Annotated in this window: 12 protein-coding genes; 3 read left to right on the forward strand and 9 right to left on the reverse strand. The window is 74.5% G+C overall.

Annotation, left to right across the window (positions count from 1 at the left end; translation table 11 throughout):
* Window positions 1-588: 588 nt before the first annotated feature.
* Both ACFQ11_RS24935 and ACFQ11_RS24940 read left to right on the forward strand, forming a co-directional pair.
* A complete protein-coding gene (locus tag ACFQ11_RS24935) occupies window positions 589-1,347 on the forward strand; it encodes an alpha/beta fold hydrolase (RefSeq protein WP_378302700.1) in 759 nt (252 codons plus the stop codon).
* Window positions 1,331-2,524 (forward strand): PP2C family protein-serine/threonine phosphatase, encoded by a 1,194-nt coding sequence (locus ACFQ11_RS24940; protein ID WP_378302702.1) that lies wholly within the window; start codon window positions 1,331-1,333, stop codon window positions 2,522-2,524. The genes ACFQ11_RS24935 and ACFQ11_RS24940 overlap by 17 nt, the downstream gene beginning before the upstream one ends.
* Before the next feature lie 98 nt (window positions 2,525-2,622).
* Here ACFQ11_RS24940 and ACFQ11_RS24945 read toward each other — a convergent pair whose 3' ends face one another.
* The 9 genes from ACFQ11_RS24945 to ACFQ11_RS24985 all read right to left on the reverse strand — a co-directional run bounded on the left by ACFQ11_RS24945 (window position 2,623) and on the right by ACFQ11_RS24985 (window position 11,883).
* Entirely contained in the window at window positions 2,623-3,930 is a 1,308-nt protein-coding gene (locus tag ACFQ11_RS24945; protein ID WP_378302704.1) for a beta-ketoacyl-[acyl-carrier-protein] synthase family protein, read from the reverse strand.
* A gap of 76 nt (window positions 3,931-4,006) precedes the next feature.
* Window positions 4,007-4,258, reverse strand: coding sequence for an acyl carrier protein (locus ACFQ11_RS24950; protein WP_378302706.1), 252 nt, complete (start codon window positions 4,256-4,258; stop codon window positions 4,007-4,009).
* 56 nt (window positions 4,259-4,314) lie between these two features.
* Window positions 4,315-5,283 carry a beta-ketoacyl-ACP synthase III gene (locus ACFQ11_RS24955; protein WP_378302708.1) on the reverse strand — a complete coding sequence of 323 codons (969 nt, stop codon included), beginning with the start codon at window positions 5,281-5,283 and terminating at the stop codon, window positions 4,315-4,317.
* Window positions 5,280-6,215, reverse strand: coding sequence for an ACP S-malonyltransferase (locus tag ACFQ11_RS24960; RefSeq protein ID WP_378302710.1), 936 nt, complete (start codon window positions 6,213-6,215; stop codon window positions 5,280-5,282). The genes ACFQ11_RS24955 and ACFQ11_RS24960 overlap by 4 nt, the downstream gene beginning before the upstream one ends.
* A 159-nt stretch (window positions 6,216-6,374) precedes the next feature.
* Entirely contained in the window at window positions 6,375-7,628 is a 1,254-nt protein-coding gene (locus ACFQ11_RS24965; protein WP_378302712.1) for a PucR family transcriptional regulator, read from the reverse strand.
* Between the two features lie 5 nt (window positions 7,629-7,633).
* Complete coding sequence (locus tag ACFQ11_RS24970; RefSeq protein WP_378302714.1) at window positions 7,634-8,839, reverse strand: acyltransferase family protein; 1,206 nt, start codon at window positions 8,837-8,839, stop codon at window positions 7,634-7,636.
* Window positions 8,832-9,782 carry an alpha/beta hydrolase gene (locus ACFQ11_RS24975; RefSeq protein WP_378302716.1) on the reverse strand — a complete coding sequence of 317 codons (951 nt, stop codon included), beginning with the start codon at window positions 9,780-9,782 and terminating at the stop codon, window positions 8,832-8,834. Before ACFQ11_RS24975 ends, ACFQ11_RS24970 begins: the two co-directional genes overlap by 8 nt.
* Window positions 9,783-9,922: 140 nt before the next feature.
* A complete protein-coding gene (locus ACFQ11_RS24980) occupies window positions 9,923-10,588 on the reverse strand; it encodes a response regulator (RefSeq protein ID WP_378302718.1) in 666 nt (221 codons plus the stop codon).
* Window positions 10,585-11,883 carry a sensor histidine kinase gene (locus ACFQ11_RS24985; protein ID WP_378302720.1) on the reverse strand — a complete coding sequence of 433 codons (1,299 nt, stop codon included), beginning with the start codon at window positions 11,881-11,883 and terminating at the stop codon, window positions 10,585-10,587. The genes ACFQ11_RS24980 and ACFQ11_RS24985 overlap by 4 nt, the downstream gene beginning before the upstream one ends.
* Before the next feature lie 84 nt (window positions 11,884-11,967).
* Between ACFQ11_RS24985 and ACFQ11_RS24990 the strand changes: the two genes are divergently transcribed.
* On the forward strand, window positions 11,968-12,993 hold the full coding sequence (locus ACFQ11_RS24990; protein WP_378302722.1) for a PHP domain-containing protein: 1,026 nt from the start codon (window positions 11,968-11,970) through the stop codon (window positions 12,991-12,993).
* Window positions 12,994-13,003 lie beyond the last annotated feature (10 nt).

Below are 13,003 nucleotides of genomic sequence, written 5' to 3' on the forward strand. Positions count from 1 at the left end.
CGCCCGGCCGGCCCCGCACCGCGCGCCCCGCCGCCCCCGCACCGGGCCGGCGGGGCGCACCGACGGCGGCCCCGTCGTCCCGCCACCGCCGCCGCGCCGGTCGCGTCCCGTCCGGATGCGTCCCGTCCGGATGCGTCCCGTGCCGTGCGGATGCGTCCCGCCTGAACGCGCCTTGCTTGGACGCGTCTTGCTTGGACGCGTCTTGCTTGGACGCGTGTTGCTTGGACGCGTGTTGCTTGGACGCGTGTTGCTTGGACGCGTGTTGCTTGGACGCGTGTTGCTCGGACGCGCCTTGCTCGGACGCGCCTTGCTCGGACGCGTCCTGTCCGGACGCGCCCTGCCCGGACGCGCCCCGCCTGCACGCGCCCCGCCCCGACCTGTCCGGGGCGCCGTGCCGCGCCGTTCCCGCGTCGTCTCGGGCCGTGCGCGGCGCCGCCCCGGGCCGTTCCGGTGCCGTTCCCGTGACCGGTCGTCCGCATACCGGGCCTTCTTGGTGTGAACCCGGGGCGGCCGGGCAGGGTATCGGCGATGCGTACGGTGACCCGAAACAACGTCCGTGACCTGGGAAAGCGGTCTGGGCAGCCGATGATGTTCGCGCACGGATTCGGCTGCGACCAGTCGATGTGGCGGATGATCACGCCCGCGTTCGAGGCCGATCACCGGATCGTCCTGTTCGATCATGTCGGAGCCGGGGGCTCGGACCTGTCGGCGTACTCCGCCGAACGGTACGGGACGCTGGACGCCTACGCCGAGGACGCGCTCGAGATCATCGAAGAGCTCGGCCTGCGGGACGTGGTCTTCGTGGGGCATTCGGTCAGCGCCATGATCGGCGTGCTGGCGGTGGCCAAGGCCCCCGACCGGTTCGACCGGCTCGTCCTGATCGGCCCCTCGCCCAGGTACATCGACGACGACGGCTACGTCGGCGGCTTCTCCGCGGCCGACATCGACGAGCTGCTCGACTCCATGGCGAGCAACTACCTCGGCTGGTCCAGCGAGATGGCTCCGGCGATCATGGGCAATCCCGGGAGCCCGGAGCTGGGGGAGGAGCTGACGAACTCCTTCTGCCGCACCGACCCGGACATCGCCCGCCAGTTCGCCCGGGTCACGTTCCTCTCCGACAACCGGGCCGACCTGCGCTCGGTGACCGTTCCGACCCTGGTCCTCCAGTGTTCCGACGACGTCATCGCCCCCGACCCGGTGGGGGAGTACGTGCACCGCGCCCTTCCCGACGGCGAGCTCGTCCGGATGCGCGCGACCGGTCACTGCCCCAACCTCAGCGCGCCCGAGGAGACGGTCGCGGCGATCAAGGCGTTCCTGGCGAAGGAGGCGGATGGCCGGGGCGGATGACGAGCTGGAGCTGCTGCGAGACCTGTACGAGCACGCCCCCTGCGGCTACGTGCTGATGCGCGCGAACGGCCTGATCACGCTGGTCAACGCGACGTTCTGCGACTGGACCGGGCGGAGCGGGGCCGAGCTCCTGGCCGGTGTGCGCTTCCAGGAGCTGCTCCCCATCGGCGACCGGCTCTACTACGAGACGCACTTCGCCCCCCTGCTGGCCATGCAGCGGACGGTCCATGAGATCGCGGTGGACGTGACGTGCGCCGACGGCGCCCGGCTGCCGGTTCTCCTCAACTGCGTGCTCGTCGGGGAGCCGGGCGACGGGACCGAGACCGTCCGCGTCTGCGTCTTCCGCGCCACCGACCGGCGGGAGTACGAACGCGAGTTGCTGCGCACCCGGCAGCGCGCGCGGGAGTCGGAGGCCCGCGCCCGCCAGCTCGCCCGGACGCTCCAGGACAGCCTCCTTCCGGGCGAGCTGCCCCGGATCCCGAGCATGGACGCGGGCGGCGCGTACCGGCCCGCGGGGCACGGCGACGAGGTGGGCGGGGACTTCTACGATCTGTTCGAGATCTCGCCGGGCCGCTGGGGTCTCGTCCTCGGCGACGTCTCCGGGAAGGGGGCGGAGGCGGCGGTGGTGACCGGCCTGGCCCGGCACACCGTGCGGGCCGTGGCGGCGGAGTCGCCCCGGGCCGCCGATGTGCTGCGCAGGCTCAACGACGCCGTCCTGCGCTACGAGTCGGAACGCTTCTGCACGGCGGTCTACGCCGTGGTCGAGGAACGCCCGGACGGACGGCCGCCCCGCGTGACGATCGCCCTCGGCGGGCACCCGCATCCTCTGCGCGTGACGCGGGACGGCGCGGTGGCGGCGTTCGGGAGACCCGGCGACCTGATCGGCGTGCTCGACGAGCCCCGGGTGACCGGCGAGCCCGTCGAGCTGGACCCCGGCGAGGCGCTGCTGTTCTACACCGACGGGGTCACGGAGGCGCGCGGCGACGGGACCGGGTTCTTCGAGGAGGAGCGGCTCGCGGACCTCCTCGCACGGGTGCGCGGGCTCGACGCCCAGGGCATCGCGGACCGGGTCGCCGAGGCCGTGGTCGCGTTCCAGGGCGGGTCGCCCCGCGACGACATCGCCGTCGTCGCGCTCAAGACGCGCCGAAGCGCCGGGCCCGCCGCGCCGGGACGGTGATCGGCCCGGCTCCCGCAGGGAACGCCGGGCCGATGCCGGGCACGGTCACGCCGGACGGCCTCCCCGGTGCGACGCGCGCGCCGGGCCGCCGGGGGCGGTCAGACGGCGCGCTGGAAGGCGACCGACACGTTGTGGCCGCCGAAACCGAACGAGTTGTTGAGGGCGGCGGCGGGACCGTCCGGGAGCTTGCGCGGCTCGTCGCGCGCGATGTCCAGGTCGACCTCGTCGTCCATGTCCTCCAGGTTGGCGACGGCGGGGACGAGGCCCTCCTTCAGCGCGAGGAGCGTGAAGACCGACTCCAGCGCGCCGGCGCCGCCGAGCAGGTGCCCGGTCATCGACTTGGTGGCGGTGATGACGGCGCCGCGGGCGGCGTCCTCGCCGAGGCCCGCCTTGATGGACGCGAGCTCGGCGACGTCCCCGGCCGGGGTGGACGTGGCGTGCGCGTTGATGTGCACGATGTCCTCGGGCCGCAGCCCGGCGTCCTTGAGCGCCCGCTGCATGGCCTTGGCCTGCCCGGCGCCGCTCGGGTCGGGCAGCACGATGTCGTAGGCGTCGCCGGAGTAGCCGCAGCCGGCGGCGTACCCGAGGACGTTCGCGCCGCGGGCGCGGGCGTGCTCCTCCGACTCGAAGATCATCACGGCGGAGCCCTCGCCGAGCACGAACCCGTCGCGGTTCTTGTCGTAGGGACGGGACGCGCGCTCCGGCTCCTCGTTGCGGGTCGACATCGCCCGCATGGCGCCGAACGACGCCATCTGCAGCGGGTGGATGCAGGACTCGGTGCCGCCGCAGATCACCACGTCGGCGCGGCCTGCGCGGATCATGTCGATGGCGTAGCCGACGGCCTCGCCGCTGGACGCGCAGGCGCTGACGAGCGCGTGCGAGCCGGCCATCGCGCCGAACTCGATGCCGACGTGCCCGGACGCGCCGTTCGGCATCAGCATCGGGACGGTGAAGGGCGAGACCCGCGACCAGCCCTTCTCCCGGAAGACGTCGTAGCTGTTGAGGGCGGTGTGCAGGCCGCCGATGCCGCTGGACAGCACGACGCCGAGCCGCTCGCCGTCCACGGTGAAACCGCCTTCGACGCCGGCCTTCTCCATGCCCTTCTGGGGCTTGCCGCCGGTCGGCGGCGCGAACCCGGCGTCGGCCCAGGCCTCCCGCGCGGCGATCAGCGCGATCGCCTGGCTGCGGTCGAGGCGGCGCAGCGTCTGCCGGGGAATGACCTCGGACGGGTCGACCTTCAGCGTGGCCGCGAACTTGACCGGCACGTCGTCGATGTTGTCCCAGTCCAGTGTGCGGACCCCGGACTCTCCGGCGAGCAGGGCGGACCAGGTCGACGGCAGGTCGCCGCCGAGAGGGGTCGTTGCACCGAGACCGGTCACGACGACCCTGGTCTGGCTCTTGCTCATGTTGGTTCTCCTTGCCGGCTGAAGGGGGTCGGTTCGGGCGCGCCGTCCGGGGCGGCGGCGCGCCGTCCCCGCATCGTCAGGCCTTGAGCTTCTGGACGAAGTTGATGACGTCCTGGACCGTCTTGAGGTTGCGGAGCTCGTCGTCGGGGATCTCGACGCCGAACTCGTCCTGCGCGGCCACGGCGATCTCTACCATCGACAGCGAGTCGATGTCGAGGTCGTCGATGAAGTTCTTCTCGGGCGTCACCTCGGCCTTGTCGATGCCGACGATGTCGTCGATGATCTTGGCGAGGCCGTCGAGGATCTCGGCTTCGGTGGCGACTGCCATGGTGTGACTCTCTTCCTTCAGTGGGTTGGTCCGGGACGCGGCGCGGGCGCCGCGACCTACGGGATCTGGATGACTTGGGCAGCGTAGGACAGTCCCGCGCCGAACCCGACCAGGAGGGCGGGGGCGCCGGACGGTACGTCGCCGCGCTCGATCATGCGGGACATGGCCAGCGGGATGGAGGCTCCCGAGGTGTTGCCCGAGTGCACGATGTCGTCGGCCACGACGGCGTTGACGGCCTTCACCTTGCGGGCGATCGCCTCGATGATCCGCAGGTTGGCCTGGTGCGGGACGATCGCCGCGAGGTCCGCCGGGGCGACGCCGGCGCGCTCGCACGCCTCCAGCGCGACGGGCGCGATGGCGGTCGTCGCCCAGCGGAAGACGGCCTGGCCCTCCTGCCGGACGAACGAGTGCCGGTCCGGAATGATGATCTTGTCGGCGCCGTCCCCGGCGCTGCCCCACACGACCGGGCCGATGCCGGGCTCGTCGCTGCCGGTGACGACGGCCGCGCCGGCGCCGTCGGCGAAGATGATGCACGTCGACCGGTCGGTCCAGTCGAGCCACTGCGACATCTTCTCGGAGCCGATGACGAGCACGTTGCGCGCGCTCCCGGCCCGGACGGCGGCGCTGGCGGTGCCGAGCGCGTAGCAGAATCCGGCGCACGCGGCGTTCAGGTCGAACGCGCCGGGCGCGTCGATGCCGAGGCGGTGCGCGACGGCCGCCGCGTGGCTCGGCATCGGCGACTCCGCCGAGCAGGTCGCGAGGATGACCAGGTCGATGTCGGACGGGGCGAGGCCGCTGCCGGCCAGCGCCTTGCCGCCCGCGTGCACGCCGAGTTCGACGATGCCCTCGTCGTCGGCGGCGATGCGGCGCTCGGCGATGCCGACGCGGCTGCGGATCCAGGCGTCGTCGGTGTCGACGGTCTTCGCCAGCTCGTCGTTGGTGACGACCCGGGCGGGCCGGTAGTCGCCGAACGCGAGGATGCGCGCGCCCGGGGCGACCTCGGGGATGCGGAGCCCGGCGCTCATGCCGTGCGTCCCGTCGTGTGCGCCGCGATCAGTTCACGGGCCTTGTCGAGGTCGGCGGGGGTCTTGAGGGCGACGAGCTCGACGCCCTTGAGCTCGCGCTTGGCGAGCCCGGTGAGCGTCCCGGCGGGCGGCAGCTCGATGATCGCGGTGACGCCGAGCTCGCGCATGGTCGCCATGCAGGCGTCCCAGCGGACGGGCGCGCTGACCTGCTCGACGAGCCGCCCGACGAAGTCGCGGCCGGACTCGACGACGGCGCCGTCGCGGTTCTGCAGCAGCGTCGCGCGCGGGTCGGCGACGGGCGCGCCGGGCGCGAGCCGGCGGAGCGCGTCGACGGCGGGCGCCATGTGCTCGGTGTGGAAGGCGCCGGCGACCGAGAGCTGCCGGAGCCGGGCCTTCGCGGGCGGCTCCTCGGCGAACTCGGCGAGGTTCCCGACGGTCCCGGCGGCCACGACCTGCCCGGCGCCGTTGACGTTGGCGGCGGTGAGCCCGTGCTTGTCGATCGCGGCGAGGACCTCGTCGGCGTCGCCGCCGAGCACGGCCGTCATGCCGGTCTCGGTGACGGCGGCGGCCTCGGCCATCGCGCGGCCCCGTTCCCGGACGAGCACCAGCGCGGCCTCGGGGCTCAGCACCCCGGCGATCGCGGCGGCGGCGAGCTCGCCGACGCTGTGCCCGGCCACCGCGTCCGGCGCGTCGGCGTCGGCGTCGGCGTACAGCACCTCGTTCGCGGCGAGGGCGGCGGCGACCAGCAGCGGCTGCGCCACGGCGGTGTCGCGGATCTCCTCGGCGTCGGCGGTCGTCCCGTACCGGACCAGGTCGAGCCCGGTGACGGCCGACCACCAGGCGAGCCGGTCGGCGACGCCGGGGATCTCTAGCCATGGCTCTAGGAAGCCGGGGGTCTGAGCGCCCTGGCCGGGCGAGGCGACGAGAATCACAGCGACAAGCCTGCCCGTAAGGGGTCCCGGGTGCCGATGCGGATGAGTACGAAGTTTCCTCGTGGGGCTTTGTAAGACCCCTACAAGCGCCCGGGCGGGTCGTTGTCCAAAAGATCGGCGCGGCGCCGCGTGCCGCTCACTTCCGGCCGCGCGTGCCCCTCACGCGCGGGTCGCATGGTTCGCGCGGCTCGAGAACCGCCCGAGGACGAGCGCGATGCGGAGCGTGAAGGCGTTGCGGCCGTCGGTCGGCGCGAGCCCGGTCAGCTCGGTGACCCGCCGCAGCCGGTACCGGACGGTGTTGGGGTGGACGAACAGCATCCGCGCCGTGGCCTCCAGGGACGAGCCCTGCTCCAGGTAGGTCGTGAGCGTGTCGAGCAGCGGGGCGCCGGCGGCCAGCATCGGGTTGTAGACGGATTCCACCAGGTAGCGGCGGGCGTCCTCGTCGCCGTCGAGCGCCCGTTCGGGCAGCAGTTCGACGGCCAGGACGGGACGCGGCGCGTCCGGCCACCCGGCGGCGGCGCGGAGCCCGGCGACGGCGGCCTGCGCGGACGCCGTCGACTCGTACAGGTCGCCGACCCGCGGGCCGACGACGACCGGGCCGGGGCCGCACTTGGCCGCGATCGGCCGCGCCGCCTCCATCGGGTCGGTGTCGCCCCCGACGATGACGATGACCCGGTGCCCCTGGACGCCCGCGAGGACGTCGGCGCGCGCGCGGCGCGCGGCGAGCTGCATCTGGTCGATCGTGACCTCGGGTTCCTCGTCCTCCGGCGTGAACCCGGCGATGACGGTGACGGGCTTGGACGTCCAGCCGAGCGCGGCGGCCCACGAGTGCATGCCGTCGTCGACCTCGCCGCGCATCACCGCGTTGACGACGAGCGCCTCCAGGCGGGCGTCCCAGGCGGCACGGGTCTCGGCGGCCCGCGCGTACACCTGTGCCGCGCCGAACGCCACGTCCCGCGTGTACCGCAGGATGGCCTCGCGGAGCTGCTGCTCCCCGCCGGGGGCGGCCAGCTCGTCCAGCCGCGTCTCCACCACGTCGATGATCACGCGGATCATGTCGATGGTGTGGTGCAGCTTGATGGAGCGCATCAGCTCGCGGGGCGCGGTGCCGAACACCTCGCCGGCGATGGCCGGGCGGGACTGCTCGTCGTTCTTGAACCACTCCACGAACGCCGCGATGCCGGCCTGGGCGACGAGCCCGATCCAGGACCGCTGGTCGGGCGGCATCCGCCGGAACCAGGGGAGCTTGCGTTCCATGCTGGCCAGCGCGGCGGTTCCGAACGTGCCCATCGCCTTCTCCAGGCGCAGGGTCGTCTCCTCGCGGATCCTCGCGGAGTCGGCCGAGGTGTCGGCGGGCTCGTTCTCGGCGGCCTTGGCGTCGGCGGGCTCGGTGTCGGCGTCGGAGTCGTTCACGGTGGTCACCTCCCCAGAGTGCCACCCCGCCGCCGGTGACCCGTCCGGAACCACGCGGACGGCCTCGCCCGCGTCGCCGCGCGGGCGCCGGGCCTCTCGAACCGGCGCACCAGGGTCACGAGCCCGGCGAGGACGGCCGCGAACACCGGCAGCCACGCGACCCGCTGGACGATCCACGCCGCGTCGTCCGGCCGGGTGTGCAGGCCCCCGACCGCGCCGAACGCCGGCGCCGTCGCTACCGTGACGGCCATCAGCGCGGTCTGGTGCCACAGGTAGACCGTCATGGCGGGACGGTTCGCGGCGGACACCGCCGACCATACGCGGGGCCGCCGCGTCCAGCGGGTCAGCGGCCCGTGCAGCAGCAGCGCGAGCCCGGTCTGCGCGAGGCCGAACGCGACGGCGGCGAGCGTCGGGGGGCTGAGGTTGGAGACGTCGGCGCCCGGCACCCCGACCATGCTCGCCGGGTATCCGGCGAACGCGACGAGCGCCGCCGTCGCGGCGGCGCCGCCGGCGAGCAGCGCGACGGCCGTCCGGCGCGACCGCAGCGCGCCGCGCGCCCAGCCGACGCCGAGGTAGAACGGCAGGAGCCAGCCGGTCAGGACGGTGCACCAGCCGATCTGCTCGGGCGCCCCCAGCGCGAACCGTCCGGCGTCGACGAGCGCGGTCGCGGCGACGAGGAGCACCGCGCCCCGCGCGCCGAGCCGGTCCCAGAGGGCCGCGACCAGCGGGGTCAGCGCGGTCAGCGCGACGAACACGGCGAGGAACCACAGCGGGGCGAGCACCAGCTCGACCAGCGCGGACAGCGTCGCGCCGTCGAACCCGGCGCGGGCCAGCACGGCGGCGACCGGGATCCAGGCGGCGAGCAGGATCGGCAGCGGCCGCGCGAGCCGTCCGAGCCGGTGCGCGAACCGGCGCCGCCACGGCTCGTCCGGCCGCAGTCCCTTCGCCGCCGCGTAGCCGCCGACCAGGAAGAACAGCGCGAGCGTCTGCAGCACCCAGGAGACGGGCGCGAACTGCGGCATGTCCTTCAGCGGGCTGGTGACGCGCAGGTCGGCGCCGCTCCCGACGAACGCGGTGACCAGCCAGTGCCCGAGGACGACGCCGAGGATCGCGAACGCGCGCAGCGCGTCGATCGCGCGGTCGCGGGCCGGTGTCGCGGGCGGGGGAGCGGTCTCGGGGCGGGCGGTCCCGGGGCGGGCGGTGTCACGCACGGGCGACCTCCGAGTCACGGCCGAGCGCGATGAGGGCGAGGTTGCGGAGCGCGGCGGATCCGGGCTTCAGGTAGCCGCTGTGGGGGCCGGTTCCGGCGTCGAACCGGACGGCGCCGAACCCGGGGGAGACCGGGTCGGGCCCGAAACCGACCCCGGCGAAGCGGACGTGCGGGACGAACCGGATCCAGTCGCCGGTCGAGCGGCCGGCCCAGACGGTCGCGGGCGTCCGCAGGTCCGCGGCGCTGCGGGCCGTCGTCCCGGGGCTGCCGAACAGCGCGATGTCGTCCACGCGGACCCCGGCGAGTCCCGGGGCGGCCTCGGCGCACACCACCGACCCGTAGCTGTGGCAGAGCAGGGCGACTTCGGCCTTCCCGTTCACCCGGGCCAGCCCGTCGAGGAACCGCCCGAGCCGCCGCGCGCCCGACTCGGCGCGGTCGTCGCGCAGGACGTCCGGGCCGAGCGTCGAGGGGGCGCGGTAGCCGAGCCAGGCGACCACGGCGATCCGCGCGGACGGCTCCGCGGCGACCATGCGCCGGTGCAGGGCGCGTGCTCCGCCGCCCGCGAACTTGACCGAGTCGAAGTTGGCGAGCGCGTTGTCCGCGCCCGGCACGACGACCGCGATCCGGTCGGCGCGCCGCAGGTCGCCGAACACCTCGACGGCGCGGCCGTCCCCGCGCGGGTCGAAGGCCAGGAAGCGGCGCCCGGGGGCGAGGAACGCCGACAGCGCGCGGGCCCGTTCCGCGTCGCCGGCCCGCACCGCCGTGGCGCGGGCGCCGGCGATGTCCCGCGCGGCGGCGGCGAACCGGGCGTCCAGCGTCGCGGCGGACAGCGCCGGGGCGGGAGCGGGCGCCGCGTACGGGCCGGGCGCGCTCGTCGCGGCGACGGCCGAGCCCGCCGCCGTGAGGACCGTCAGGGCGGCCGCGGTTCTGCGAACCCAGCGCATGGGAGTCCTTCCTGGTCAGTGGGGGTGAAGCACTGACAAGGAAGGTAGGAAGCGGGCCCCGTGGCGGGGATCACCCGGCGGTGCCGTCTTTGCGCCTCACACCCCGGTATGACCGGACGGACCCAGGTATCGGGCGGGCGTCAGTCGCCGGGACGGACGAGCCCGACCTCGTACGCGTAGACGATCGCCTGCGGCCGGTCGCGCAGATCGAGCTTCATCAGGATCCGCCCGAAGTGCGTCTTCACGGTCTGCTCGGCCAGCACCAGCCGCTCGGCGATCTCCCCGTTGGACAGCCCGCGCGCGACCAGCGCGAGCACCTCGGTCTCCCGCTCGGTGAGCTCCTCCAGCCGCGTGCGGGACGGCGCCCGGGGCCCGCCCAGCCGGGCGAACTCCGCGATCAGCCGGCGGGTGATCGACGGCGACAGCAGCGCGTCGCCCGCGGCGAGGACGCGCACCGCGTCGGACAGCTCCGCCGCCGACGCGTCCTTGAGCAGGAACCCGCCGGCCCCGGCCCGCAGCGCCTCGTACACGTAGTCGTCGAGGTCGAACGTGGTCAGCATCAGGACCTTCGGGGCGTCCTCGGCGCGGTCGGCGAGCAGCCGGCGGGTGGCCTCCAGCCCGTCCATCACCCGCATGCGGACGTCCATCAGCACGACGTCCGGGCGCAGTTCGGCGACGCGCCGCAGCCCCTCCTCGCCGTTGACGGCCTCCCCCACCACCTCGATGTCGGGCTGGGCGTTCAGCAGCACGCCGAAACCCGACCGCACCATGCCCTGGTCGTCGACGATCACCACGCGGATGGTCACGTCGCGTCCCGCGCCTTCTCCGGGGCCTTCTCGGGCAGCGTGGCGGTCACGGCGAATCCTCCTTCGGACGTGGGCTCGGCGGTCAGCCACCCGCCGAGCATGGCGGCGCGCTCGCGCATCCCGACCAGCCCGTGGCCGCCGCCGGTCGCGAACACCGGGCTCCGGCCGTCGCCCGGGGGGCCGTTGACGACGCCGATCGAGAGTACGCCGTCCTCCCGGGACGCCTCGACGTCGACCCGGGAGCCGGGCGCGTGCCGCATCGCGTTGCTCAGCGCCTCCTGCAGGATCCGGTACGCGGTCAGCCCGACGCCGGGCGGGAGCCCCGCGAGATCGCCGGACAGGCGGGCCGTCACGTCCAGCCCGGCGCCGCGCGCGCCCGCGACCAGGTCGTCCAGCCGTTCCAGGCCGGGCTGCGGGGCGGTGTCGGAGCCGTCCTCGGACCGCAGCACGCCGAGGATGCGGCGCAGCTCGGTGAGCGCGTCGAGCGCGGTCGACCGGATCTCGGCGAGGTCCCGCCGGGTGACGTCCGGGACCTCGGCCTTGTACGGCGCGGCCTCCGCCTGGATCGCGATCATCGACATGTGGTGCGCGACGACGTCGTGCAGCTCCCGCGCGATCCGCTGCCGCTCGGTGAGCACCGCCTCGGCGTCGGCGTGCCGCCGCTCCTGCTCGGCCAGCTCGCGCCGGGACGTCTGCCGCACCCGCACCGCGTAGCCCACCGCCAGCGGCAGCAGGACCAGCACGGACGCGCCCGCGCCGGTCTCCGGGTCCTTGATCCACGCGCCGGCGGCGGTCATGATCCCGGCGCCGAGGGTGACGTTCCCCGGGCACCGCACCGCCACCGTGAACAGGCACATGACCATGGCGAACGCCCCGGCCGGGACGTACGGGACGGTCAGCCAGTCGCTCACGCCGATGATCGCCATCGCCGCGAAGCTCAGCCGCCACGCGCCCAGCGGATGCCGGTCGCGCAGCGCGAGCGGCGCGCACGCCGCGATCGAGATCAGCAGCAGGGCCTCGTCGCCGGGGTGCCGCCCCCGCTCGGCGCTCTCGGTGTCCAGCAGCGACCGCGTCGCGGCGATCATCCCGATCGTGACGGCGACCCAGAACAGGTTCACCACGATGCCGTACGGGAACCGGTCGAGGCCGATCCGCCCCGTCCAGCGCAGCGGGGCGGGCCACGGACGGTCGAGCGGCGCGGGCTCGGCCCGTCCGGTCACCGCGGCGGCCAGCACCCCGTTCACCAGCACGGTCCGCAGCAGCCCCGGCTCGTCCGCGGTCTTCGTCTCGGCCATGCCGACCAGGCTAGAGACCGGCCGGTCGCACCCGGATGACACCGGGGTGGGACACCGCGGTCATACCTGGGTACTCCCCTGGGCGTGGAGCCCGTCGAAGCGCTGCGCCGGATCGCGTTCCTCCTGGAACGCGCCGGGGAGCCCACCTACCGTGTGCGGGCGTTCCGCACGGCCGCCGCGCGGGTCGCGGACACGCCGCCGGACGACCTGGACGCCCGCGCCCGCGCGGGCACGCTCACCGACCTGCCCGGCGTCGGGAAGGTCACCGCGCTCGTCGTCGAGGAGGCGCTGCGCGGCGAGACGCCCGTGTACCTGCGGCGCCTCGAGGCCACCGAGGGGGAGCCGCTCGACGCGGCCGCCGCCGCGCTCCGCGCCGCGCTGAAGGGCGACCTGCACACCCACAGCGACTGGTCCGACGGGGGTTCGCCGATCCGCGAGATGGCCGAGGCGGCCCGCGCGCTCGGGCACGAGTACATCGCGCTCACCGACCACTCGCCGCGGCTGACCGTCGCGAACGGCCTGTCCGCCGACCGCCTGCACCGGCAGCTCGACGCGGTCGCCGAACTGAACGCCGAGCTCGCGCCGTTCCGGATCCTCACCGGCATCGAGGTGGACATCCTCGACGACGGCGCCCTCGACCAGGAGCCCGACCTGCTGGACCGGCTCGACGTCGTCGTCGCGAGCGTCCACTCCAAGCTGCGCATGGACCGCGTCGCGATGACGGCGCGCATGGTCAACGCGGTCATGAACCCGACGGTGGACGTCCTCGGCCACTGCACGGGACGGATCGTGAAGGCGGGCGGCCGGCGCGGCGGCCTGCGCCCCGAGTCGGACTTCGACGCCGAGCTGGTGTTCGACGCCTGTGCCGCCCACGACGTCGCCGTCGAGATCAACTCGCGGCCGGAGCGGCTCGACCCGCCGAAGCGGCTGCTGCGCCTCGCCGTCGAGGCGGGCTGCCGGTTCGCGATCGACTCCGACGCGCACGCCCCCGGCCAGCTCGACTGGCAGCCGTTCGGCTGCGACCGCGCCGCCCGCTGCGCCGTCCCCGCCGACCGGGTCGTCAACACCCTCCCGGTGGACGAACTCCTCGCCTGGACGAACGCGGAGTAGGCCGGGGCGC

The organism is Actinomadura sediminis (assembly GCF_042675525.1).
Classification (GTDB): domain Bacteria; phylum Actinomycetota; class Actinomycetes; order Streptosporangiales; family Streptosporangiaceae; genus Spirillospora; species Spirillospora sediminis.